23 protein-coding genes are annotated in these 24,228 nt (G+C 71.1%); 9 read left to right on the top strand and 14 right to left on the bottom strand.

All coding sequences use genetic code 11. From position 1 onward, the window contains the following. Positions 1–3: 3 nt before the first annotated feature. The 5 genes from V2J85_RS32080 to hemL all read right to left on the bottom strand — a co-directional run bounded on the left by V2J85_RS32080 (position 4) and on the right by hemL (position 4,975). A complete protein-coding gene (locus tag V2J85_RS32080; protein WP_261956964.1) occupies positions 4–768 on the bottom strand; it encodes a cytochrome c biogenesis CcdA family protein in 765 nt (254 codons plus the stop codon). 11 nt (positions 769–779) lie between these two features. Further along, a complete protein-coding gene (locus V2J85_RS32075; protein ID WP_261956963.1) occupies positions 780–1,391 on the bottom strand; it encodes a TlpA family protein disulfide reductase in 612 nt (203 codons plus the stop codon). A 180-nt stretch (positions 1,392–1,571) separates the two neighbouring features. Beyond that, positions 1,572–2,798 carry a polysaccharide deacetylase family protein gene (locus V2J85_RS32070; protein WP_261956962.1) on the bottom strand — a complete coding sequence of 409 codons (1,227 nt, stop codon included), beginning with the start codon at positions 2,796–2,798 and terminating at the stop codon, positions 1,572–1,574. Positions 2,799–2,946: 148 nt separating this feature from the next. Further along, positions 2,947–3,660 carry a histidine phosphatase family protein gene (locus tag V2J85_RS32065; protein ID WP_330823566.1) on the bottom strand — a complete coding sequence of 238 codons (714 nt, stop codon included), beginning with the start codon at positions 3,658–3,660 and terminating at the stop codon, positions 2,947–2,949. 7 nt (positions 3,661–3,667) lie between these two features. Next, positions 3,668–4,975: a glutamate-1-semialdehyde 2,1-aminomutase gene (gene hemL / locus V2J85_RS32060; RefSeq protein ID WP_330823565.1), complete on the bottom strand. Its 1,308-nt coding sequence runs from the start codon at positions 4,973–4,975 to the stop codon at positions 3,668–3,670. A gap of 323 nt (positions 4,976–5,298) precedes the next feature. On the opposite strand from hemL, the gene V2J85_RS32055 reads away from it, so the two are divergent. Further along, entirely contained in the window at positions 5,299–5,856 is a 558-nt protein-coding gene (locus V2J85_RS32055; RefSeq protein WP_078866473.1) for a hypothetical protein, read from the top strand. Between the two features lie 216 nt (positions 5,857–6,072). Here V2J85_RS32055 and V2J85_RS32050 read toward each other — a convergent pair whose 3' ends face one another. Both V2J85_RS32050 and V2J85_RS32045 read right to left on the bottom strand, forming a co-directional pair. Further along, the gene (locus V2J85_RS32050; protein ID WP_330823564.1) at positions 6,073–6,810 is read right to left on the bottom strand and encodes an SDR family NAD(P)-dependent oxidoreductase; all 738 of its coding nucleotides are present in this window, start codon (positions 6,808–6,810) and stop codon (positions 6,073–6,075) included. A gap of 251 nt (positions 6,811–7,061) precedes the next feature. Then, positions 7,062–7,628, bottom strand: coding sequence for a cupin domain-containing protein (locus tag V2J85_RS32045; RefSeq protein ID WP_330823563.1), 567 nt, complete (start codon positions 7,626–7,628; stop codon positions 7,062–7,064). Positions 7,629–7,915: 287 nt separating this feature from the next. Here V2J85_RS32045 and V2J85_RS32040 point away from each other — a divergent pair, with 287 nt between their 5' ends. Further along, positions 7,916–8,209: a MazG-like family protein gene (locus tag V2J85_RS32040; protein WP_419836853.1), complete on the top strand. Its 294-nt coding sequence runs from the start codon at positions 7,916–7,918 to the stop codon at positions 8,207–8,209. A 155-nt stretch (positions 8,210–8,364) separates the two neighbouring features. Here V2J85_RS32040 and V2J85_RS32035 read toward each other — a convergent pair whose 3' ends face one another. Continuing rightward, positions 8,365–9,084, bottom strand: coding sequence for a TetR/AcrR family transcriptional regulator (locus V2J85_RS32035; RefSeq protein WP_330823562.1), 720 nt, complete (start codon positions 9,082–9,084; stop codon positions 8,365–8,367). 121 nt (positions 9,085–9,205) lie between these two features. Between V2J85_RS32035 and V2J85_RS32030 the strand changes: the two genes are divergently transcribed. Further along, a complete protein-coding gene (locus tag V2J85_RS32030; RefSeq protein WP_330823561.1) occupies positions 9,206–10,831 on the top strand; it encodes an FAD-dependent oxidoreductase in 1,626 nt (541 codons plus the stop codon). A gap of 81 nt (positions 10,832–10,912) precedes the next feature. Here V2J85_RS32030 and V2J85_RS32025 read toward each other — a convergent pair whose 3' ends face one another. Further along, positions 10,913–11,656, bottom strand: coding sequence for an AAA family ATPase (locus tag V2J85_RS32025; protein WP_261956955.1), 744 nt, complete (start codon positions 11,654–11,656; stop codon positions 10,913–10,915). Positions 11,657–11,775: 119 nt separating this feature from the next. On the opposite strand from V2J85_RS32025, the gene V2J85_RS32020 reads away from it, so the two are divergent. Both V2J85_RS32020 and V2J85_RS32015 read left to right on the top strand, forming a co-directional pair. Then, a complete protein-coding gene (locus V2J85_RS32020) occupies positions 11,776–12,111 on the top strand; it encodes a YnfA family protein (protein ID WP_261956954.1) in 336 nt (111 codons plus the stop codon). Between the two features lie 341 nt (positions 12,112–12,452). Next, complete coding sequence (locus tag V2J85_RS32015) at positions 12,453–13,262, top strand: SDR family NAD(P)-dependent oxidoreductase (protein ID WP_410011310.1); 810 nt, start codon at positions 12,453–12,455, stop codon at positions 13,260–13,262. A gap of 181 nt (positions 13,263–13,443) precedes the next feature. Here V2J85_RS32015 and V2J85_RS32010 read toward each other — a convergent pair whose 3' ends face one another. Further along, the gene (locus V2J85_RS32010) at positions 13,444–14,637 is read right to left on the bottom strand and encodes an RtcB family protein (RefSeq protein WP_265362141.1); all 1,194 of its coding nucleotides are present in this window, start codon (positions 14,635–14,637) and stop codon (positions 13,444–13,446) included. Between the two features lie 172 nt (positions 14,638–14,809). Here V2J85_RS32010 and V2J85_RS32005 point away from each other — a divergent pair, with 172 nt between their 5' ends. From V2J85_RS32005 to V2J85_RS31995, 3 genes are all read left to right on the top strand, one after another. Beyond that, positions 14,810–15,757, top strand: coding sequence for a hypothetical protein (locus V2J85_RS32005; protein WP_330823560.1), 948 nt, complete (start codon positions 14,810–14,812; stop codon positions 15,755–15,757). 210 nt (positions 15,758–15,967) lie between these two features. Further along, positions 15,968–16,687, top strand: coding sequence for a DUF3558 family protein (locus tag V2J85_RS32000; protein ID WP_261956950.1), 720 nt, complete (start codon positions 15,968–15,970; stop codon positions 16,685–16,687). Between the two features lie 303 nt (positions 16,688–16,990). Continuing rightward, positions 16,991–18,247, top strand: a complete 1,257-nt coding sequence (locus V2J85_RS31995; RefSeq protein WP_261956949.1) for a DUF2637 domain-containing protein — start codon at positions 16,991–16,993, stop codon at positions 18,245–18,247. Positions 18,248–18,307: 60 nt separating this feature from the next. On the opposite strand, the gene V2J85_RS31990 is transcribed toward V2J85_RS31995, so the two are convergent. Then, positions 18,308–18,508: a hypothetical protein gene (locus tag V2J85_RS31990; protein ID WP_261956948.1), complete on the bottom strand. Its 201-nt coding sequence runs from the start codon at positions 18,506–18,508 to the stop codon at positions 18,308–18,310. Between the two features lie 113 nt (positions 18,509–18,621). Beyond that, entirely contained in the window at positions 18,622–20,370 is a 1,749-nt protein-coding gene (gene lysS / locus V2J85_RS31985) for a lysine--tRNA ligase (RefSeq protein WP_261956947.1), read from the bottom strand. A 187-nt stretch (positions 20,371–20,557) separates the two neighbouring features. Here lysS and argS point away from each other — a divergent pair, with 187 nt between their 5' ends. After that, entirely contained in the window at positions 20,558–22,324 is a 1,767-nt protein-coding gene (argS, locus tag V2J85_RS31980) for an arginine--tRNA ligase (protein WP_261956946.1), read from the top strand. Positions 22,325–22,765: 441 nt separating this feature from the next. On the opposite strand, the gene V2J85_RS31975 is transcribed toward argS, so the two are convergent. Then, positions 22,766–22,942, bottom strand: a complete 177-nt coding sequence (locus V2J85_RS31975) for a CsbD family protein (RefSeq protein WP_261956945.1) — start codon at positions 22,940–22,942, stop codon at positions 22,766–22,768. 148 nt (positions 22,943–23,090) lie between these two features. Beyond that, on the bottom strand, positions 23,091–24,080 hold the full coding sequence (gene hemB / locus V2J85_RS31970; protein ID WP_261956944.1) for a porphobilinogen synthase: 990 nt from the start codon (positions 24,078–24,080) through the stop codon (positions 23,091–23,093). Positions 24,081–24,228 lie beyond the last annotated feature (148 nt).

Below are 24,228 nucleotides of genomic sequence, written 5' to 3'. Positions count from 1 at the left end.
CGATCAGATCCCAACGGTGGAGCTTTGTGTCCAGCTCTGGAGCTCGGACATCAGGCTGTCCCAGATGCCGGTGACGAGGAGGACGCCGAGGACGACCATCATGCCGCCGCCGATCCGCATCACCCACTGGTAGTGCCGCTTGACCCAGCCGAAGGCGCCGAGGACGCGGCGGAAGGCCAGGGCGACGGCGATGAACGGCACGCCGAGGCCGAAGCAGTAGGCGACGGTGAGGAGGGCGCCGCGGCCGGCGCTGGCGTCGTAGAAGGAGAGGGTCTGGACGGCGGCGAAGGTGGGGCCGAGGCAGGGGGTCCAGCCGATGCCGAAGAGGACGCCGAGGAGCGGCGCGCCGGCGAGGCCCATGGCGGGCTTCTTGTGGAAGCGGAATTCGCGCTGTCCGAAGCGTTGCAGGACGCCGGCGAAGGCCAGTCCGAAGAGGATCAGCAGGGCGCCGAGGACGCGGGAGATGACGTCCTTGTAGTCCAGCAGGGTCCTGCCGAAGAAGCCGAAGAGGGCGCCGCCGGAGACGAAGACCGCGGTGAAGCCGAGGATGAAGAGGCCGGCGCCGGCGAGCATCCGGCCGCGGCGGGCCTCGCCGAGGTCGGTGCCGGTGACGCCGGTCACGTACGACATGTAGCCGGGGACCAGCGGCAGGACGCAGGGGGAGAAGAAGGAGACGAGTCCGGCGAGGAGCGCGATGGGGACGGCGGCGAAGAGGGTGCCGGTGGAGACGGTGGGGTCGGCGGCGACGGCGAGCTGGGTGAGTTCCATCTCTGGCGGGATCACTTCTCGGCGATCAGCGGCTTGACCATGCTGCGCAGTTCGTCCTCGGTGAGCGGCCCGATCGAGCGGGCGGCGATCTTGCCGTGCCGGTCGATGGCGATCGTGGAGGGGATGGACTGCGGGTTGAGGCTGCCCTTGGGGAAGCGCAGCATGAGCCGGCCGGTGGGGTCGAACAGGCTCGGGTAGGGCACCTTGTGCTCTTCCTCGAAGCTGGTGGCCTGGGACTTCTCGGAGTCGCGGGTGTTGATCCCGATGAACTGGACGCCCTTGCCGCTGGTCTCCTTGGCGACCTTGGCGAAGTTCGGCGCCTCGGCGATGCAGGGGCCGCACCAGGAGCCCCAGACGTTGAGGATGACGACCTTGCCCTTGTAGTCGGCGACGTCGAGCTTCTTGCCGGTGGTGGTCTCGCCGGACAGGTCGGGGGCGGGCTGCCGGTCGGCCTTCTTGACGGTGTCGACGCCGTCCTTGCCCTGGACGAAGCGGGTCTGGGCCGAGCCTCCGGAGGCGCCGTCTCCGCAGGCGCTCAGCGACAGCGAGGCGGCCGCGGCCCCTGCGGCGAGCAGGATGATCCGGCGGCGGCGCGTGCGGCGGCGTGGGGCGTCAGCACTCATGTGAAAAGTTTCGCATGGGCCATTTGCGGATCTTCCGCGCCCCCCTCGCCCGGCCTGTCCCCGGTCCGGTCCCGGTCCGGCTCCGGCCGAAGGGGCATGTCAGGCGGTGGGGCACGGGGGCACCGGGCCGGATCGGCACGTTGCGCGGTGGCTCGGTTACGTGGTCACGGGGCCGCGCCGCTACGGGACCGACAGGTACTCCTTCCAGCCCTCGGCGGGCCGCCGGCCGACCGGGACCTCCTGGAGCCTGCGCACCACCTCGGGGTCCTGGGCGTCGAGCCAGTCGGTGAACTGCCGGAACGACACCAGATGGACGTCGCGGTTCTGCTCGTTGGCGATGTGCTTGAGGGCGTCCTCGACGGCGTCCATGTAGATGCCGCCGTTCCACTCCTCGAAGTGGTTGCCGATGAAGAGGGGGGCGCGGTTGGTCTCGTAGGCGCGGCGGAATCCGGAGATGTACGCGTCGGTGGCCTGCTGCCGCCAGCCCGGGTAATTGGCCGGCGGGGCCTTGGTGGAGTTCCTGGACTGGTTGGCGAGGATGTTGTAGTCCATCGAGAGCACCTCGAAAGAGTGCCCCGGGAACGGAATCTGCTGGAGCGGGAAGTCCCAGACGCCGAATTTCTTCTTCGGCCACATCTGGAGGCCGCCGGGCGAGCTGGCGTCGTAGCGCCAGCCGAGTTCCCGGGCGGCGGGCAGCAGATTTCTCTGGCCGAGCAGACAGGGCGTGCGGCCGCCGACCAATTCCTGCCGGTAATCGAACGGCAGCGGGTCGACCTCGGCGAAGCCGGTGTTGGTCCGCCATTTGGTGACGAATTCCATCGCCTGGTCGATCTCGGAGTACCACTGGGTGGGGGTCCAGTGTTTGACCGAGGTCGGGGCGTCACCGCAGAAGTGGCCGTTGAAATGGGTGCCGATCTCGTGGCCGTCCAGCCAGGCCTGGCGCACGTACCTCAGCGTCTCCCTGATGTGGTCGTCGGCGAGGTAGCCGATGGCGGAGGCGCCGGGCGGGTTGTTCGGCGGCTCGTAGAGGTGTTTTTGGGATTCCGGCAGGAGATAGAGGCCGGAGAGGAAGAAGGTCATGGCCGCGCCGTGGTCCTTGGCGAGCTGGAGAAAGCGGGGGAAGAGGCCGTTGCCGACCTCTCCCGCGCCGTCCCAGGAGAAGACCACGAACTGCGGCGGGGTCTGTCCGGGCTCCATCCGTTCGGGTGCTTTCGGCTGGTTCGGCTGCGCGCCGTAATTCGCGGTCGAGCCGTCACCGATGAGCCTGGGGCGGGCCTGGACGGATCTCTTGACCTTCTGCTTGTCGACGCTCGCCTGCGGGCCGGACGTGGAGCAGCCGGCGACGCCCAGCGCCGCGGCCGCTCCAACTCCCAGGCCCAGCAGGTTTCGCCGACTGATCGCGCACATACCCTCGTCCCCATCCGTGCTCGCCGGAACTCGATATCCATATAAACGGACAATCGAGAGGAGGGCATGTTGAGCACCGGGACGCCGAGTTAATCGGCCGGATATTCCATTTTTGCTTGCCTTTGACGTTCCGCCACCTGATGCAGTGTCAGGCCCCGTAGGCCTTGCTCTTTCCCTTCACCGGTTTGGCGCCGGCCAGGAGGTGGGAGGGAACCAGGTCGCGCGCCGGTTCGCTGTACCCCACCGAAATGATCTTGTCGCCGTGGAACGTGAACGACGTCAGCGAGGCCAGCGTGCACTGCCGCTTCCGCGGGTCGTGCCACAGCCGCCGCCGCTCCGCGAAACTGCGCACGATCCAGATCGGCAGCTGGTGGCTGACCGCCACCGCCTCGTGCCCGCGTGCCGCGTCCCGCGCCGCGCCGAGCGCCGCCATCATCCGTACGACCTGTTCGAGATACGGCTCGCCCCACGAGGGCCGGAACGGATTCGTCAGGTACTTCCAGTTGCCCGGCTTCTTGAGCGCCCCGTCACCGACCCCGAAGGTCTTGCCCTCGAAGACGTTGGCCGCCTCGATCAGCCGCTCGTCGGTGGCCAGGCCGAGACCGTGCGCCGCGGCGATCGGCGTCGCGGTCTCCTGGGCCCGCTCCAGCGGCGAGGCGACGACATGGGTGACGTCCCGGTCCGCGAGGTGCTCGGCGACCCGGTCGGCCATCTTCCGCCCCAGCTCCGAGAGGTGGTAGCCGGGCCGGCGCCCGTACAGCACCCCCTCCGGGTTGTGCACCTCGCCGTGCCGCATGAGGTGGACGACGGTGATGTCGTCACCGTTGTCGCCGGCGGAGACGTCGTTGCTGCTCTGGTTCATTTCCCCCTCATTCCGTCGCTTCGGCGGCGGCCCGGGCGGCGGCCGGCAGGGCGGCCGCGATCCGCTCGACGGCCGCGGTGTCGTGCGCGGTCGAGACGAACCACGACTCGAACGCGGACGGCGGGAGGTAGACGCCCTGGGACAGCATCGAGTGGAAGAAGGCGGTGAAGCGGAAGGACTCCTGCGCCTTGGCCTCGTCGTAGTTGGTGACGTCCCGCTCGGTGAAGAAGACGGAGAACATGTTCCCCGCCACCTGCAGCCGGTGCGCCACGCCCTCCTTGGTCAGCGCCCCGCTGACCAGCGAGCGCAGCTCGGCGGAGACCGCGTCGACCTTCTCGTACGCGGCGTCGTCCAGCAGCCGCAGCTGCGCGACACCGGCGGCGGTGGCGATCGGGTTCCCGGACAGGGTGCCCGCCTGGTAGACCGGGCCGGCCGGCGCGAGGTGCGCCATGACGTCGGCGCGGCCGCCGAACGCCGCGGCCGGGAAACCGCCGCCCATGACCTTGCCGAAGGTCATCAGATCCGGGCGAACCCCGTCGATCCCGTACCAACCGGCCTTGCTGACGCGGAAGCCGGTCATCACCTCGTCGGAGATGTACAGCGCGCCGTCCTCGGCACACAGGTCGGCAAGGCCCTGGTTGAAGCCGGGCAGCGGCGGCACCACGCCCATGTTGCCGGGCGACGCCTCGGTGATCACACAGGCGATCTCGCCCGGGTGCGCGGCGAACGCGGCCCGCACCGCCTCCAGGTCGTTGTAGGGCAGCACGATCGTGTCGCCGGCCTGCGCGCCGGTCACGCCGGGCGTGTCGGGCAGTCCGAAGGTCGCCACGCCCGAGCCGGCCGCGGCCAGCAGCGCGTCCACGTGCCCGTGGTAGCAGCCGGCGAACTTGACCACCTTGGGGCGGCCGGTGAATCCGCGCGCCAGACGGATCGCCGACATCGTCGCCTCGGTGCCGGACGACACCAGGCGCACCTGCTCGACCGGCTCGATCCGGGCCACGATCTCCTCGGCCAGCTCGACCTCGCCCGCGCCGGGCGTACCGAAGGACGTGCCGCGCGCGACCGCCTCCTGGACCGCCGCGATCACCTCGGGGTGCGAGTGCCCGAGGATCATCGGCCCCCACGAGCACACGAGGTCGACGTACTCACGGCCGTCGGCGTCGGTGAGGTACGGACCGGTACCGGACACCATGAACCGGGGCGTACCGCCGACGGCGCGGAACGCCCGCACCGGTGAATTGACGCCGCCGGGCGTCACCACGGAGGCGCGCTCGAACAGCGACTGCGAAACAGGGGCTTCATACGGAAAAGACACTGTGATCCTGACCTGCATAAACGGGGAGGGCAGCGGCGCACGGGCACCGCCCCGGCTGACAACGGCATGGGAATCCCCGCTTGGACCACCTAAGGCGCCGCGCGGTTCCCACTCGATCCTTTTTTGATTCCTCTCGCTTCCGACCGGGCGTCAGCCCCCGCTTGTCTGCGAAACTGGGGCGACGGACGAGTGAGTCACGCAAGCAATGGTCTCAGAGGCGCACGGGGGCGTGCGGCCGGGCGTTTCGCGCGCCGGTGACGGGGGAGGTCTCTGAGACGATGATCGGGTTGCGCGGCTGGGGCTGCGAGTGGTCGGGTGGAGATATGCATCGCGGTGGCGAACTGGGCGAAGGAACCGATGACCGGGGTTCCGGGCGCGCCCAGCGCGGCCGTCACCGGCGCGAGACCGAAGGCATCAAGGGTGGGGACATCAGGGGCGGCCGCATGGGGGTGACCTACAAATACTTCGGCGCGCCCAACGGCGCGACGGCGGCCCGGGTCCCGATCTCCATGCGCCCTGAGGAACTCGGCGGTGACGAGCTCGGCATGGGCGGGATGTTCACCAAGATCAAGCCGGAGACCATGGCCGCCATGGTCCTCACCGGTATAGAGGGCATACCCCTCCATAAGGTTCCGCCGCTCGAACTCGTCGTCCTCCACCCCGACTACGCCGTCGTCAAGCTCCCCATGACCGTGGTCGACCCGCTGCGCGGCATCGGCGAGGAATCGGTCGGCGCGGCCGCCTTCATCTGGTCGACGGTCCCCGACCGCGGCGGCCCCCGCGACGCCTTCGCCGTCTACCAGCTCCTCCACGAATGGCAGGACTTCAGCCACCGCCTCCACGAGGCGGGGCACCAGGCGTATTGCTTGGTGTGGCCGTAACGGTTCGTCGCGGCTGGGCTGGGGTTTTGGCTGGCCTGGACGGCCGGGACGGGCCGGGATGGGCTGGGGTGTTGGGGCGGTGGGCCTCGTCTCGTAGCGCGGTGGGCCCTCGTCTCGTAGGGCGGTGTGCCTCGTCGTCTCGTAGCGCGGTGAAAGCACTGCGTCTCCGGGCGGAGGGGTCACCGCCCCGGACGGGGTCTCCATACGGTGTGGTCCTCACCACGTAGGGCGGGCCGAGACCCCGCCGTCCACCACGAGGTCCTGGCCGGTGATCCAGGAGGCCATCGGTGAGGCGAGGAACACACAGGCGTCGCCCACGTCCTCCGGCCGCCCCAACCGCCCGGTGGGCGCCGCCGCGTGCCAGCGCCGTACTCCGTCGGGCCAGTCCTCGGCCAGCCCGGGCCGGTCGATCAGGCCCGGCGAGACGCTGTTGACGCGGATGCCGTACGGGCCGTACTCCAGCGCGGCGGCGCGGGCGTGCATCACCACCGCCGCCTTGGACGCGCAGTAGTGGGCGTGCTGCGGCGCCGGACGGTCCGCCTCGATCGACGCGATGTGCGTCACCGACCCGCCGCCGCCCTCCCGCATCACGGCCGCCGCGGCCTGGGTGCAGGCGAACACCGAGTGCACGTTGAGGTCGGCCACCGCCCGCCAATCGGCGAGCGACATCCCCGCCAGCTCCTGCGTCGGCTGCACCGCGGCGTTGTTCACCAGCGCGGTGAGCCGCCCGCGCCAGCCGGCCGCCTCGGTCACCAGCCGGTGGCACTCCTCCTCGACGGCCAGGTCGGCCGCCAGCGCCAGCGCACTCCCGCCGCCGTCCTCGATCCGCCCCACCAGCGCCCGCACCGCCTCGGCCCCGGTCCGGTAGTGCACCACCACCGCCGCCCCGGCCTGCGCGAACCGCCCCGCAATGCCCTGCCCGACCCCACCCGCGGCCCCGGTGACGAGCACCACCTGCCCGGTGAGATCGGGGAGGTGGGGGTGGGGGTGGGGCCGGCGATGGGGGTGGGGTGGGTTGGCCTGGCCACCCGGACCATCCGGACCGGCCGAACCCTCCGAGCCGCCTGGGCCGCCCGGGCCGTCTGGACTGCAGGGGCCGCTTGGGCCGCCCGCGTCGGCCTGGCCGGATGCGACCGGTTCCCGGCCGTCACTGGGAGTAATCGCCGCCCCGCCGCCGTTCAGGCCGAAAGGGGCTCGCCCCCCTGTCATGGCCGGCTCAGCGCGGCGATCCGCGCTGCCTCCCGCGGAAACCGCGCCGCCAGTTCGGCGCCGTCCCCGTGTTCGTAGTCCTCGAAGGTGAAACCGGGCGCCATCGTGCAGCCGAACAGCGTCCACGAGCCGCCGTCGGCGACCTCGGCGGCCATCCACGTCCCGGCCGGCACGGTGAACTGGACGTGCTGGCCGCCCAGGACGTCCGGCCCGAGGACGACCGTACGGGCCGCGCGGCCATCCGGAGTGCTCGCGCCGCGCTCCTCGCCCCCCTGGGGCGGCCCGTCTTCCTCGGGCCCTTCGGTCAGCAGGAAGAGGGTGAGCGGATCGCCCCGGTAGAAGTGCCAGATCTCGTCGGTCGGCAGCCGGTGCAGGGCGGAGTAGTCGCCCGGCTCGGCGGTCAGCAGCATCACGATCGCCGTACCCTCGGGCCGCCCGTCGGGCCGGGGCGGGCCCGCCCACGTAGGCCGGAACCGTCCGCCCTCACGCGGCAGCGGCACCAGGCCGTAGAAGTCGACCAGCGCCTCGGGGAGCGGATCGCGGGACGTGCGGTGCTCGGCCATCTGCGGCGTGCCCCTTCCCACCAGTCAGCAGCAATACGGGGTTCGTGTGCGGCAGTTCGTGTGCGGCAGTTCGTACACGGCGATGCGTAGACGGCGAGGCGTATACGACGTTTCACCTGTGGCGGTTCACATACCGTGCTTCACATACGGCGGTTGACCACCCTAGGCGCGTACGGCGCCGAAGACGGGCACAATCGGGCCATGTCCGATACGCCTCCACCCGTCGACACCTCGCCCCTGCCTCCGGCCGACGCCCGTCAGCCGTCTGGGAGACCGTCGACCACCTGGTGCGCTGGCTCGACGGCGCGAGCGTGCTGCCGCCGGAGCAGGAGCGGTTGCTGCGCATCCTGAAGCTCTCCGAGGAGGCGGGCGAGGTCGCGCAGGCGGTGATCGGCGCCACCGGCCAGAACCCGCGCAAGGGTCACAGCCACACCTGGGACGACGTGCACAGCGAGCTGTGCGATGTGATCCTCACGGCGATGGTGGCGCTCCGGACGCTGACTCCGGAGGCGCGGCAGGTCTTCGAAGGGCATATGGGGCGGGTGGCCGGACGGGTGCCGCGGCCGTTGTCCGGGGACTGAACGGCGGCGTCCGTGCGGGACTGAACGGCGGCGTCCGTACGGGATTGAACGGCGGCGTCCGCCCGGGGGCCGGGGACGGCGTTCCGGCACCGCCCCCTCGGGCGCTCGTCCGCCTCAACCACGGGGCGCCGGGCGCGCCGCCGCGACCGCCCGCCCTACGGCTGCTCCGCCGTCAGGTAGCGCTGGATCGTGGGCGCCAGCCAGGCGATGACCTCGTCATGGCTGAGGGCGACGGCCGGCGGGAGGTGCAGGACGTAACGGCACAGCGCCATGCCGAGTATCTGGGAGGCGATCAGCGCGGCGCGCTTCGGGGCCTCCTCGGGGACCGGGCAGACCGCCGTGAGCACCGGCCTGATCTGTTCGGCGAACACCCCGCGCATCCGCTCCGCGCCCGCCTCGTTCGTCGCGCCGACGCGCAACATGCCGGTCAGCACCTCGTCGCCCTCCCATCGTTCGAGGAAGTGGCGTACGAGCCGGGCGCCGACTTCTTCCCGCGGTACGTGGCTCAGATCGGGCGCGTGCACCTCGATCTCGGAGGCGGCCGCGAAGAGGCCGGCCTTGTTGCCGTAGTACCGCATGACCATCGACGGGTCGATGCCTGCCTCGCGCGCGATGGCGCGGATCGTGGCGCGCTCGTAGCCGTCCGCGGCGAAGCGGTCACGGGCGGCGGCCAGGATCGCGGCCCGGGTCGCGGCGGACCGGCGGGGCGGGTCCGCGGGGCCGGCGGGCCGGGCGCCGGCGGATGGGGCACCGGAGGCACCGTCGGACCGGGCGCCGGCAGCGGCTTCCGCGTCGCTGCCGCTGCCGGTGCCGCGGGCCGCGGATTCGGCGGGGGCGTCGGGCTCAGCAGCAGTAGGAGGGCGATCGTGCCGCATGTCAACAACTGTAGGCCAACAACTGTTGACACGCCAACCCGACGCGCCCTACGCTTGCCAACAAGCGTTGACCAACATGCGTTGGCATAGGCCCAGGCGCACGCAAGAGGAGGCGGAAGCCATGGACGCCACGAACCGCACACCGGACCGGTCCGGCAGCCGGGACCAGGGGCTCAGCACGGCCAGAAACGCCGAGGTCAGGGACGCCGAGGTCAGGGACGTCCCGGAAGCCGCCGCGCGCCTCGCACCCAGTGCTGGGAGTGCGGACGCCGCAGAGGTGACGGACACCGCGGACGTCTTCGTCGTCGGCGCCGGGCCCACCGGGCTGCTGCTCGCCGGGGACCTCGCCGAGGCCGGCCTGTCCGTCACGCTTCTCGAACGCCGCGCCGACACCACCAGCAACCTCACCCGCGCCCTCGCCGTCCATGCGCGCACGCTCGAACAGCTCGATGCCCGCGGTCTCGCGGATGAGCTGGTCGCCGGCGGCCATCCGATCCCCCGCCTCCGGCTCTTCGGGGAGGCCACTCTCGACCCCAGCCGGCTCACCACCCGCTTCCCCTTCGTCCTGATCACTCCGCAGTTCGAGGTCGAGCGGCTGCTTGAGCGCCGCGCGCGGAAGGCCGGTGTGGTGTTCCGGTACGACTCGGAGGTGCTCGGCCTCGCCCAGGACGAGGAGGGGGTGACGGTGAAGCTGCGCACCGCCGACGGCATCGGCAGCGCCCGCGCCGCCTACCTCGTCGGCACCGACGGCGTGCGCAGCACGATCCGGGAGGCCGTGGGCCTGCCCTTCCCCGGGAAGTCGGTGATCCGCTCGGTGATCCTCGCCGACGTCCGGCTGGCCGAGGAGCCACCGTCCCCGTTCATCGTCAACGCCACGGGGGAGGCATTCGCGCTGATCGGCTCGTTCGGGGACGGCTGGTACCGCGTCATCGGCTGGAACCGCCACCGCCAGGCCGACGACAGCGCGCCCGCCGATCTCGACGAGGTCCGCGAGGTCACCCGGCTCGCGCTCGGTACGGACTACGGCATGCGGGACGCCCGCTGGATCTCCCGCTTCCACAGCGACGAACGCCAGGCCCCGCAGTACCGCGTCGGGCGGGTCTTCCTCGCCGGGGACGCCGCGCATGTCCACTCCCCGGCGGGCGGTCAGGGCATGAACACCGGTCTTCAGGACGCCGCCAACCTCGGCTGGAAGCTGGCCGCCGTGCTACGCGGCCACTCCCCCGAGTCCCTGCTGGACAGCTATCAGGCCGAGCGGCATCCCGTCGGCAAGTCGGTGCTGCGCAGCAGCGGCGCCATCCTGCGGTTGACCCTGCTGCACTCCGCTCCCGGGCGTGCGGTCCGGGGAATCGCCGCGCGGCTCATCAACCATCTGAGGCCGGTGTCCCGCCGCGCGATACGCACGCTCTCCGGTATCGGCATCAGCTATCCGGCCGGGCCGGGTGCCCATCGGCTCGCCGGCCACCGCGCCCCGGACCTCCGCCTGGCCGGTGGCGGCCGGCTCTACGAACGCCTCCGCGAGGGGAAGTTCGTCCTCGTCACCCCCGCCGACGAGCCCACCGCCCCGCGTCCGGACGACGACCGCGTCATCCCGGCCACCTGGGACAGCGGCCGCCGTACCGCCCTGCTGATACGCCCCGACGGCTATATCGCCTGGGCCACCGACTCCACGGCCCCCGCCGAGCGTGCCGCGGCCCTGCGCAGCGCGCTCATACGGTGGACCGGCGCCGCGCCGGCGAACGGCTGAGCGGGGCGGGCCGGCCAAGCGGAGGCGGAAGGTTGCGCGGGGACGGGCGGCGGCGCGGGGGGCGTCGGGGCTCGTCGCGGCTCAGCCCGATGCCAGCACATGGCGCAGATAGGCCCGCGGGTCGCTGAGGTACCGGCGCCAGTGGTCGACGAGGCCCAGCTCCGCCCATTCCACCGACCGCATGCCGTGCTCGCCGACCTCCACGATCTCCGCGCCGGGGAGTGCCGTCAGCAGCGGTGAGTGGGTGGCGCACACGACCTGGGCGCCTATCCGCGCCAACTCGTCCATCAGCCCGACCAGTTCCAGGCAGGAGGAGAAGGACAGCGCCGCCTCCGGCTCGTCCATCACGTACAGCCCGCGCTCGGCGAACCGTTCGCGGAAGGCCAGCAGGAAGCTCTCGCCGTGGCTCATCTCGTCCGGGGCCTGGGAGAGCCGCAGGGTGTTCCGCTCGCCGTTCAGTGCTTCCAGCGCTGTCTCGGCCCGGAGGAAGAAGCCGCGGCGACGCGTCCGCGGCCCCCGCACCATCCGCCGCCCCTCCCGCGTCGGATCGAACCGAAGCCGACTGCCCAACAGAGAGGCCTCACGGGAGGAGGCGTATTTGTAGCCCGCCGACCCGCCGTACGAATCCAGACCGAAGCCTTCCGCCAGCGCCTCGGCCAGCGTGGACTTCCCCGAACCGTTCTCGCCCACCAGGAAGGTGACGGGCGCGCGGAAGGGCAGTCCTTCGGCGGCCAGTTGCCGGACACAGGGCACCGTCCACGGCCAGCCGTCCTCGGCCGCCCCCGTCCCCGTCGGAAGGTCCAGATAAGCCCGTTCGATCAACATGCTCCGAAGCTCTCATGCACCACTGACAGTCCCCTGGGGGCACTCGGGACAGAACACCCGGAGGGCTCGGAGCGACGGGACTCGCGGGGCCGGGGCTGCCCGGGCTTAGGCTCGGCCGCATGCTCATTGCGCGTTCCACTGCCCTGTTCGTCGTTGCCGCGCTGTTCGAGATCGGTGGGGCGTGGCTGGTGTGGCAGGGGGTCCGCGAACACCGTGGCTGGGCGTGGATCGGGGCCGGTGTGATCGCCCTCGGGGTGTACGGCTTCGTGGCCACGCTCCAGCCCGACGCCCACTTCGGGCGCATCCTCGCCGCGTACGGCGGGGTTTTCGTCGCCGGATCGCTGGCCTGGGGAATGGTGGCCGACGGCTATCGCCCCGACCGGTGGGACGTCATCGGGGCGCTGATCTGCCTGGCCGGGATGGCAGTGATCATGTACGCCCCGAGGAGCCGCTGACCGTTCCGGCGACGGGTCGCCCGCGCCGCCTCCCCCGGCTTCCGGCTTCCCCGGCTTCCCCGGCTTCCGGCTCCCCCGGCCTCCCCGGCTTCCGGCTTCCCCGGTCTCCCCAACCCTCCGCCCCCACCATCGGCCGACCACCTCGACCATCACCGACCACCCCCAACCCCCCACCGCCCAACCATTGATCAGGTGCTCATCAGTAATTGATCAGTGGTTGATCAGGGGCTGCATATCCTGGGCACACCGCGACCGCGGCCGGACCGCACAACGGTCATGCCGACGCGCACCGATCCGCCGATCCGCCGTCCCGCCGTCCCACCGGCTCCGAGGAGAGCGTCATGACCGCCGATGCCCGTAGCGCCGATGCCCTGAGCGCCCAGACCCCCAGCGCTGAGGCCCGTACCGCCGTTGTCACCGGAGCGAGCAGCGGCATCGGGGCCGCGACCGCGCGGGCGCTGGCCGCCGCCGGTTACCGCGTCGTGCTCACCGCCCGCCGCAAGGACCGCATCGAAGCGCTCGCCGCCGAGCTGCCGAACGCCCAGGCCCATGCGCTGGATGTGACCGACCGGGCCGCCGTCGACGCCTTCGTGGCCTCGCTCGACGAGCTGCCGTCCGTCGACGTCCTGGTCAACAACGCCGGTGGTGCGTTCGGCGCGGAACCGGTGGCCACCGGGGACCCCGCCGACTGGCGCGCGATGTACGAGGTCAATGTGCTCGGCGTGCTCCACATGACCCAGGCGCTGCTGCCCAGGCTCACCGCCTCCGGGGACGGCACCGTCGTCGTGCTGTCCTCCACCGCGGGTCATGCCACGTACGAGGGCGGCGGCGGTTATGTCGCGGCCAAGCACGGTGCGCATGTGATCGCCGAGACGCTGCGGCTGGAGCTGTGCGGTGAGCCGGTGCGGGTCATCGAGGTGGCCCCGGGGATGGTGAAGACCGACGAGTTCGCCACCACCCGCTTCCGCGGGGACGCCGAAAAGGCCGCCAAGGTCTACGAGGGTGTGGAGCAGCCGCTCAGCGCGGAGGACGTGGCCGACACCATCGCCTGGGCGATCACCCGCCCCTCCCACGTCAACATCGACCTCCTGGTGGTCCGGCCCCGCGCCCAGGCTTCCAACACGAAGGTGCACCGCACCCGCACCAGCTGAGCGCCCAGCCGGCACCGGAGTCCCCCCAGCCACAACCCCAGCCGCAACCGCAACCGCAACCGCAGAGCGAAGAGCGGCGTGGCGCACTCGCGCCACGCCGCCCCACGAAAAGACCCCCGGACCACCGAACTCCCGGACCACCGAGCCACCGGCCCGGGGAGCCGGCCCCGGCTCGCGGCCCTCAACCCTTCACGCACACCACCTGCTTGAGGTGTGCGACGACCTCCACCAGGTCGCGCTGCTGGTCGATGACCTTCTCGATCGGCTTGTAGGCGCCCGGGATCTCGTCGATCACCCCGGAGTCCTTGCGGCACTCCACGCCCCGCGTCTGCTCCGCCAGGTCGCGCGTCGTGAAGCGCTTCTTGGCGGCGTTCCGGCTCATCTTGCGGCCGGCGCCGTGCGAGGCGGAGTTGAAGGACGCCGGGTTCCCCAGGCCGCGGACGATGTACGAGCCGGTGCCCATCGAGCCGGGGATGATGCCGTACTCGCCGCCGCCCGCCCGGATCGCGCCCTTGCGGGTCACCAGCAGGTCCATGCCGTCGTACTGCTCCTCCGCCACGTAGTTGTGGTGGCAGGAGATGACCTCGCCGAAGGTCACCTTGGCCTTCTTGAACTCCCGGCGGACGACGTCCTGGGTGAGCGCCATCATGATCTCGCGGTTGTGCTTGGCGTACTCCTGCGCCCAGAAGAGGTCGTTGCGGTACGCCGCCATCTGCGGGGTGTCCGCGATGAAGACGGCGAGGTCGCGGTCGACCAGGCCCTGGTTCTGCGGCAGCTTCTGGGCCACGCCCATGTGGTACTCGGCGAGTTCCTTGCCGATGTTGCGCGACCCGGAGTGCAACATGATCCAGACGGACTGGTCCTCGTCGATGCAGATCTCGTGGAAGTGGTTGCCGCCGCCGAGCGTTCCCATCTGCTTGACGGCCCGCTCGCGGCGGAACTTGACCGCGTCCGCCACCCCCTCGAACCGCGCCCAGAAGTCCTCCCAGCCGGCCGTCGGGAAACCGTGCAGCCGGCCGGGGGCGACCGGGTCGTCGTGCATGCCCCGGCCCACCGGAATGGCCTGCTCGATCTTCGAGCGCAGCCGGGACAGGTCGCCGGGCAGGTCGTTGGCGGTGAGCGAGGTCTTCACCGCGCTCATTCCGCAGCCGATGTCGACGCCAACCGCCGCCGGGCAGACCGCCCCGCGCATCGCGATCACCGAGCCGACCGTGGCGCCCTTGCCGTAGTGCACGTCGGGCATCACGGCCAGGCCCTTGATCCACGGGAGGGTGGCGACGTTGCGCAGTTGCTGCATCGCCACGTCCTCGACCGTGGCCGGGTCGGTCCACATCCGGATGGGCACCTGGGCGCCGGGTACCTCGACGTACGACATAACTTCCTCATTCCCCCGAAAACCTGAAAAACGCAAAAGCCGGACAAATTACCTGATCTTGGACGGTGAACCGGCGTGCGCGGCAAGACGTGCGATAGACATTGTGTCCATCGGCCGCCGCCGGGCGGCAACCGCATTTTTCGAGGGAATTCGAGGGAAGGAGCCGCGAGCGATGCCCCGCAAACCGTTCGCACCCGGTGCCGCACTGGTGGCCGTCGCGGCGCTGGCCGCCGGCCTCGCCGGCTGCACCGGCGGTCCCGGCACCGACGGTGACGCCGCCGACGCCAAGGGCGGCGACCCCGCCGCGACGAGCCAGTCCGCCGAACCGGGCCGCTACCAGACCCTCCCGGAGGCGTGCGGGCTGCCCTCGCGCAGCACCGTCCGCGCCATGCTGCCCGGCGACGGCCAGCACCTCTCCGGCGCCGAGGCCGACAAGCTCTACGGCGGCCAGGCCGACATCACGTACGACACCGACCGCCGGGTCGGCTGCCACTGGACCCGCGAGACCGACGCGGGCACCCGCCACCTGAGCCTCGACATCCAGCGCGTGGTCTCGTACGACGCCGCCGTCAGCGACGACGACAAGGCGCAGGAGATCTACGACAGCAAGGAACTGGCCGCGCAGATCCCGTCCGGCGGCTCCGGCTCCTCCCCCACCGCTCCCCCGTCGAAGGGCGCGAAGGGAACGAAGAGCACAGAAGGCACGAAGGGCACGAAGGGCGGAGCGACCGCCGCCGGGAAGAACCCCGAAAAGGCCCCCTCGGGCAAGGGTGGCGCCACGGACAAGCCCGGCGCCGGCGCGAGCGCGAAGCCGAGCGGAGACCCGAGCGCGGCCTCGACCACGCCCTCGACCACGGACCCGAGTGCGAGTGCCGACGCCTCCACCGCGCCGCGCGTGCTCGACGGCCTGGCGGACGCGGCGTTCCTCAACGACAAGTTGATCACCGCGGACTCCGGTGTGCACCGCGACGTCACTGTGGTCTTTCGCACGTCGAACGTCATCGTGACGATCACCTACGACCAGTGGTCCACGGACAAGTCGATGTTGCCGGAGAGCCAGGAACTGCAGGACAAGGCCCGTTCGCTGGCTGACGAGCTGTCCGATCGCCTCGCCGAATAGCCCGAGTTGAGCGACTCGGGCCGATGATCCCGGACATGACCGTATGCCCGTTTCGCTCCTTGTACTCATCGGTACGAAACGGTCACCCACCTCGCCGCGCCGCGTACCGTGCCCTCTAGCGAACCGACGACGCACGACGACTCACCACGCCGAACGCCGCACGACGCCGACCCACGGCGCCGACGCACGACGACGAACAGCGAAGGAACCATGCACCGTTCAGCCAAGCGCCTCGCCAGCCTCCTCACCTGCGCAGCAGTACCGGTGCTGCTCGTCGCCGGCTGCTCCGGCTCGGACAGCGGCAGCTCGGACTCCGGTTCCGGTGATGCCTCCTCCAACGCGGCCAGCCACTCCGCCCAGCCGTCGCCGACCGTGGCGCCCGCGAAGTACAAGAAGCTGCCGAACCCCTGCTCGGCGTTCTCCAAGGACACCGTCAAGAAGCTGCTGCCCAAGGTGAAGGACGCCGCCGGCGACCAGGGCCAGTCCACGGACAACGCCTCGCACGGCACGTGCTCCTGGAGCAGCTCCGACGAGCACGGCGTCGACGGCACCCAGTTCCGCTGGCTGGACATCGGCTACCAGCGCTACGACTCGGACCCGGGCATCGGCTCCGGCGAGAAGCGCGCCACCGACTTCTACACCAAGCAGGTCAGCGACGCGAAGGCCGCCAAGGGCGCCAAGAAGCTCAAGGCCGCGCAGACCGGCGGCACCGGCGACGAGGCCACCGCGATCACCTACGACGTGAAGAAGGAGGGCAACGACTTCAAGAACACCACCATCGTCGCCCGCGCCTCCAACATCGTCGTGACGATCAACTACAACGGCGCGGGCCTGGCCGGCGCCGACACCCCCAAGGGCGCCGACCTGCTCAAGAACGCCCAGGCCGCCGCCAAGGAAGCGGTCGCCACCGCCCTCAAGGCGAACCACTGAGGTCGTTCTGAGTCCGTTCTGAGGTCGATCTGACGTCGATCCGAGCTCGATCTGACATCGATCCAAGGTCGATCCGGGGTCGATTCGAGCTCGATCTGACGTCGGTCCGGCGCCGATCTGACGCCGGTCCGGTGCCGGCCCGGTGTCGGCCCGACGTACTTTCCCCGCCGCCACCGGCCCGACGCCTCCACCGCCCCGGCCCCGCCCGTCCCGCCCCGCTCCGCCGGGCACCTCCCGGCGGGGCCCGGCGGGAGGTGTGCCAGGCTAGGCGCGCCATTTCGCCGAGCCGGGGAGGGACCGCGGGTGTCCGCGACGAAGACGGCGCAGTTGACTCGTACCCACCGCATCCTCATCGGTGTGGTCATCGCCGGTGCGGCGGTGATCGCAGGCATCGGCTTCGCCGGCTCCTACGCGGCGGTCCGCGAGTTGGCCATCAAGAAGGGCTTCGGGAACTTCTCCTACGTGTTCCCGATCGGCATCGACGCCGGTATCTGTGTCCTGCTCGCCCTGGACCTCCTCCTCACCTGGATCCGCATCCCGTTCCCGCTGCTGCGGCAGACGGCCTGGCTGCTGACGGCGGCGACGATCGCCTTCAACGGCGCGGCGGCCTGGCCCGACCCGCTGGGCGTGGGCATGCACGCGGTGATCCCGGTGCTGTTCGTGGTCGCCGTCGAGGCCGCCCGGCACGCGATCGGCCGGATCGCCGACATCACGGCCGACAAGCACATGGAGGGTGTGCGCCTCACCCGCTGGCTGCTCGCGCCCGTCCCGACGTTCCTGTTGTGGCGGCGGATGAAGCTGTGGGAACTGCGGTCGTACGACGCGGTGATCAAGCTGGAGCAGGAACGGCTGGTGTACCAGGCGCGCCTGCGTTCGCGCTTCGGGCGCTCGTGGCGCCGCAAGGCGCCGGTGGAGTCCCTGATGCCGCTGCGGCTCGCCCGGTACGGCGTGCCGCTGGCCCAGACCGCTCCCGCGGGCCTCGCCGCGGCGGGCATCGAGCCGCAGTTGCTGCCGGCGCCGCGGCAGTCCGTGCAGCCCGCGCTGGAGCCGCAGGCCCAGGAGCCGGCCGGGGAGATGCCCGGCGAGCAGCTGCCCAACCAGTGGTTCGCGGCGTCGCAGCAAGTGGCGTACCAGGGGGACTACGACCCGGCGTACGTCCCGGAGCCGGCGCAGCAGCCCTCGTACGACGGGCAGCAGCAGATGCCGGCGGGCGAGCAGGTCCCGCAGGCCCCGGTGCCGGCGCCGCGCGCGCCGGAGCCCGAGCCGGCGCCGCAGGTCCCGGTGCCGAACGGGGCGGGCGGGACGCGTCCGCTCGGCAAGGGCATCGCGGAGGCGGACCCGCAGCCCGTCCAGGCTCCGGCCGCGGCCCCCAACGAAGAGGAGGCCTACCAGGTGTTCCGGCGCTCGGTCGAAGGCGAGGGCATGCCGACGCCGGGGGCGTTCGCGGCGAACCTGGAGGCGCAGTACGGGATCCGTCTGCGGTCGCGGGAACTCAACCGCTACATGGACCAGTTCACCGACCGCCTCAACGCCGAGCTGATGGACGAGCACATCGCCTGACGCGCTGAGGGCGGGCACCTCCCGCGGACGCGCGGACCGGGGAGGCGGCTCCGCCCTCCCCTACGCCCGCTCCGCCTTCCGCTTCTTGTCCACATCGCCCCACACGGCAAGCGCCGCGCCGGCCAGAAACAGGCCGAGGTAGGCGACCGACGGCAGGTCGAACAGGTGGGCCAGCAGCCCCCAGGCACCGTCGAAGAACGTCTTGCCGATGAAGCCGAGCGCTCCCTGCAGCATGGCGATGAAGCCGATGATTCCCCTCATGGGCACCAGCGTGACGGGTTCGGCCCCGGGGATCCTCCTCCCCGGGGCCGAACCCGTTCTCACCCTTGAGTCGCATCCGCCGGCGCGGCGTCTACGACCAGTCGGCGGCGCCGTCAGCCGCCGAGCAGCTTGCGCACCCGGTCGGCGCCGACCGCCAGCAGCAGCGTGGGCAGCCGCGGGCCGGTGTCCCGGCCGACCAGCAGGTGGTAGAGCAGCGCGAAGAAGGCACGCTGGGCGACCTTCAGCTCGGGCGTCGGCTTGGCGTCCGGGGCCAGGCCCGCCTGGACCTTCGGCACGCCGTAGACCAGCGTGGTCAGGCCGTCCAGCGACCAGTGCTCGTCGAGGCCGTCGAGCAGCAGCCGCAGCGATTCGCGGCCCTGGTCGTCCAGCGAGGCCAGCAGCTCGGCGTCCGGCTCGTCGCGCACGATGGTGCGCTGGTCGGCCGGGACCTGGGTGTTGATCCAGTGCTCGGCCTTGTCGAGCCGGGGCCGGGTCTCGTCCAGGGACGTGACGGGGTTGGCCGGGTCCAGCTCGCCGAGGATCCGCAGGGTCTGCTCGTCGTGGCCGGCGGTGATGTCCGCGACGGAGGCGAGGGTGCGGTACGGCAGCGGGCGGGGCGTGCGGGGCAGCTCGCCGGCGGCGGTGCGGACCGCGCGGGAGTGGGCGGCCGCGTCGGCGGGCAGCGCGCTGCCGTCGGCGACCTTGGCCTCCAGCTTGTCCCACTCGTCGTAGAGCCGCTGGATCTCCTGGTCGAAGGCGATCTTGAAGGACTGGTTGGGCTTGCGGCGGGCGTACAGCCAGCGCAGCAGCGGCGCCTCCATGATCTGCAGCGCGTCGCCCGGGGTCGGCACGCCGCCGCGCGACGAGGACATCTTGGCCATGCCGCTGATGCCGACGAAGGCGTACATCGGGCCGATCGGCTGGGCGCCGTCGAAGATCTCGCGGACGATCTGCCCGCCGACGACGAAGGACGAGCCGGGCGAGGAGTGGTCGACGCCGGACGGCTCGAAGACCACGCCCTCGTACGCCCAGCGCATCGGCCAGTCGACCTTCCAGACCAGCTTGCCGCGGTGGAACTCGCTCAGCCGGACCGTTTCCCCGAAGCCGCAGGCGGTGCAGGTGTAGGTCAGCTCGGTGGTCTCGTCGTCGTACGAGGTGACGGTGGTGAGGTCCTTCTCGCACTGCCCGCAGTACGGCTTGTACGGGAAGTAGCCCGCCGAGCCGCCGCTGCCGTCGTCCTCGCTGGCCGCGCCGGAACCCTCCGCCGCCTCCAGCTCCGCCTCGTCGACGGGCTTCTGCGACTTCTTCGCGGGGGCCTTCTTGGTGCGGTACTGGGCGAGGATCGCGTCGATGTCCGCGCGGTGCTTCATCGCGTGCAGGACCTGGTCGCGGTAGACACCGGAGGTGTACTGCGCGGTCTGGCTGATGCCGTCGTACTCGACGCCCAGCTCGGCCAGCGCCTCGGTCATGGCGGCCTTGAAGTGCTCCGCCCAGTTCGGGTACGCCGAGCCGGCCGGCGCCGGGACCGAGGTCAGCGGCTTGCCGATGTGCTCGGCCCAGGACTCGTCGACGCCCTCGACGCCGGCCGGGACCTTGCGGTAGCGGTCGTAGTCGTCCCAGGAGATGAGGTGCCGGACCTCGTGGCCACGGCGGCGGATCTCGTCGGCGACCAGATGCGGGGTCATGACCTCGCGGAGGTTGCCGAGGTGGATCGGGCCGGAGGGGCTCAGGCCCGAGGCGCAGACGATGACCGGGGCGGAAGCACCCGATGCCGCTTTGCCGGGGGCGCGGCGCTCCGCCTCGGCAATGACCTCGTCCGCGAACCTGGAGACCCAGTCGGTCTCGGTGCTCTGCTGAGCCACGATCGGCCCTTCCTCTTCCTGGTGCTTCCTCGATTGCGCCGTCTTGCGCGTGCGACGCACAAAAGCCTGACGGTGCCATTGTCCCAGACGCCCGCCGTCCGGAAATTCAGTGGTAACGGCGTGGGATACTCAGTGGCAAACCCTTTCCCTTTCAAAGACACCTTCGTCTAGAAGAGAGCGCAGCTTCATGGCCTCGGTCCCTTCCCTCGCAGCTTCGGTCCACCAGCGCCTCGCGGACGCCCTCTCGGCAGCCCTGCCGGAGGCCGGCGCCGCGGACCCGCTGCTGCGACGTAGCGACCGGGCCGACTTCCAGGCCAACGGCCTGCTGGCGCTGGCGAAGAAGCTGAAGGGCAACCCCCGGGAGCTGGCCGCCAAGGTCGTCGACGCGATCGGCGAGAACGACCTCCTCAAGGAGGTCGAGGTCTCCGGCCCCGGCTTCCTGAACATCACGATCACCGACAAGGCGATCACCGAGACGCTGGCCGCCCGCGCCGCCGACGGCGACCGGCTCGGCGTGCCCCTGAAGGACAAGCCGGGCGTCACGGTCATCGACTACGCCCAGCCGAACGTGGCGAAGGAGATGCACGTCGGGCACCTGCGCTCGGCGGTCATCGGCGACGCGCTGCGCCACATGCTGGACTTCACCGGCGAGCGGACGATCGGCCGGCACCACATCGGCGACTGGGGCACCCAGTTCGGCATGCTCATCCAGTACCTGATCGAGCACCCCGGCGAGCTGGCCCCGGCGGCCGACGTCGACGGCGAGCAGGCGATGAGCAACCTCAACCGGGTCTACAAGGCGTCGCGCGCGGTCTTCGACTCCGACGAGGAGTTCAAGGAGCGGGCCCGCAAGCGGGTCGTCGCCCTGCAGTCCGGCGACAAGGAGACCCTCGACCTGTGGCAGCGGTTCGTGGACGAGTCGAAGGTCTACTTCTACTCGGTCTTCGAGAAGCTGGACATGGAGATCCGCGACGACGAGATCGTCGGCGAGTCCGCGTACAACGACCTGATGCCGGAGACGGCGCGGCTCCTGGAGGAGTCGGGTGTCGCCGTGCGCTCGGACGGCGCGCTCGTCGTGTTCTTCGACGAGATCCGCGGCAAGGACGGCGAGCCGGTACCGCTGATCGTGCAGAAGGCGGACGGCGGCTTCGGGTACGCGGCCTCCGACCTCTCGGCGATCCGTAACCGCGTCGTCGACCTGAACGCGACGACTCTCCTGTACGTCGTGGACGTGCGGCAGTCGCTGCACTTCAAGATGGTCTTCGAGGCGGCCCGCCGGATGGGCTGGCTCAGCGACGACGTCACCGCGCACAACATGGGCTACGGCACGGTGCTCGGCGCGGACGGCAAGCCGTTCAAGACCCGCGCGGGCGAGACGGTCCGCCTGGAGGACCTCCTCGACGAGGCGGCCGAGCGGGCCACGGCGGTGGTGCGGGAGAAGGGCGAGCCGATCGGCCTGACCGAGCAGGAGATCACCGAGAACGGTGCGCAGGTGGGCATCGGCGCGGTGAAGTACGCGGACCTGTCGACGTCGCCGAGCCGGGACTACAAGTTCGACCTGGACCAGATGGTGTCGCTCAACGGCGACACGTCCGTCTACCTCCAGTACGCCTACGCCCGGATCCGCTCGATCTTCCGCAAGGCCGGCGACGCCCGCCCGGAGGCCCACCCGGAGCTGGCGCTGGCCCCCGCGGAGCGGGCGCTGGGCCTGCACCTCGACCAGTTCGGCGAGACCGTCATCGAGGCCGCCGCGTCCTACGAGCCGCACAAGGTCGCCGCGTACCTGTACGGCCTCGCCTCGCTGTTCACGACCTTCTACGACCAGTGCCCGGTCCTGAAGGCCGAGTCCGGCCCCGACCAGGTGGCCAACCGCCTCTTCCTCTGCGACCTGACCGCCCGCACCCTCCACCAGGGCATGGCCCTCCTGGGCATCCGCACCCCCGAGCGCCTGTAGGTCCTTCCCACGTACCCGTCTGTCCCGCCGCGGGGCTCGCTCGCCGTTGCGCGCTTTGCGGCGCCCCGCACGTACCCGTCTGCGGCGCCGCGGGGCTCGCTCGCCGTTGCGCCTGGCGGCGGGCGTGGTGTTTTCGGGTGCGGTGCCGGCCCTCCAGACTTCGTCCTCCGGTCCAGCCCCTCCCGTGAGTGGGAGGTAAGAGCTGGTCGGGGGCGGGCCTGATCTGTTGCCTGCGGGCACGTGGACGTCACGTCCCCCACCGGCCTTTTCCCACTCCCCCAACGGGAGGGGACGGGCCGGAGGGGCCGGTTGTGTGGACGTAAAGCGTCAGCAGTCCACACAACCGGCCCCGGAGGCCCGTCACCGCACCCAACAACAACCCAGCCCGCCGCAGGCGCAACGGCGAGAACAACCGCGGCGCCGCAGACAGGTACGTACGGCTCAATGCCTGCGCAGCCGATGCGCAGCCTTCTCCTTCGCGTCCAGCCCGTGCCCGGCCGTCTTCTCGGCCTTGCCTTCGGCCTGCAGTTTGCGGTTGTGGGTCGCCTTGCCGACGACCTCCTTCATGGTGCCGATGACCTGGGCGCCCTTGGCCCGCATCGTGTCCTTTGCAGTCACGGTGACCCGCTCCTCGATCAGTCGCGGTCTTCGTCAACATCGAGTCCGTGCCCCGCACGGGGCAGTCAAAACCTGACAAGCAAGACAAAGCTCCCGCCCCGGGACCCGGGGCGGGAGCTCGTTCAGGAGTGGGGCGGCGCCGGGCGCCTCACAGGCCCCGCGCGACCTCCGTCGCCCAGTACGTGAGGATCATGTTCGCGCCGGCCCGCTTGATGCCCGTCAGGGCCTCCAGGATCGCCTTGTCACGGTCGATCCAGCCCTTCTCGGCGGCCGCCTCGATCATCGCGTACTCGCCGGAGATCTGGTACGCGGCCACCGGCACGTCCACCGCGTCGGCGATCTTCGCCAGTACGTCCAGGTAGGGCAGCGCCGGCTTGACCATGACCATGTCGGCGCCCTCGTCCAGGTCGAGCGCCAGCTCGCGCAGCGACTCGCGGAGGTTGGCGGGGTCCTGCTGGTACGTCTTGCGGTCGCCCTTCAGCGACGAGCCCACCGCCTCGCGGAACGGGCCGTAGAACGCCGAGGAGTACTTCGCCGTGTAGGCGAGGATCGACACGTCCTCGTGGCCGGTCTGGTCCAGGGCGTCCCGGACCACGCCGACCTGGCCGTCCATCATGCCGCTGGGGCCCACGACGTGCACGCCCGCGTCGGCCTGGACCTGCGCCATCTCCGCGTAGCGCTCCAGCGTGGCGTCGTTGTCGACCCGCCCGGCGGCGTCCAGGACACCGCAGTGGCCGTGGTCGGTGTACTCGTCCAGGCACAGGTCCGACATGATCACCAGGTCGTCGCCGACCTCGGCCCGGACGTCCCGGATCGCGACCTGCAGGATGCCGTCCGGGTCGGTGCCGACGGTGCCCGCGGCGTCCTTCTTCTCGTCCAGCGGCACGCCGAACAGCATGATCCCGGCGACCCCCGCCTCCACCGCCTCGACGGCGGCCTTGCGGAGGGAGTCGCGGGTGTGCTGGACGACTCCGGGCATCGCGGAGATCGGCGCCGGCTCGGCGATGCCCTCCCGGACGAACGCCGGGAGGATCAAGTCGGCCGGGTGCAGCCGGTACTCGGCGACCATCCGGCGCATCGCCGGGGTGGTGCGCAGCCGCCGCGGCCGCGCACCGGGGAAGCTTCCGTACTTCGTCATGCCCACCACGCTACGCCCGCCCCGCACCCGCCTTTGCCGACGCGTCGTCGGCAGCCGCCCGGCGGCCGGGGCACCCCTCCCGGGCCCCAACGCGCCGCGCCCCGCGCCCGGATCACCGGGCGCGGGGCGCGAAACGCTGCCGTCCGTA

The sequence above is a fragment of the Streptomyces bugieae genome (assembly GCF_036352915.1).
In the GTDB taxonomy this organism is placed as follows: Bacteria; Actinomycetota; Actinomycetes; order Streptomycetales; family Streptomycetaceae; genus Streptomyces; species Streptomyces endophytica.
Note: the sequence above shows the minus strand (reverse complement) of the source record. Positions and strands in the feature narration are given on the sequence as shown.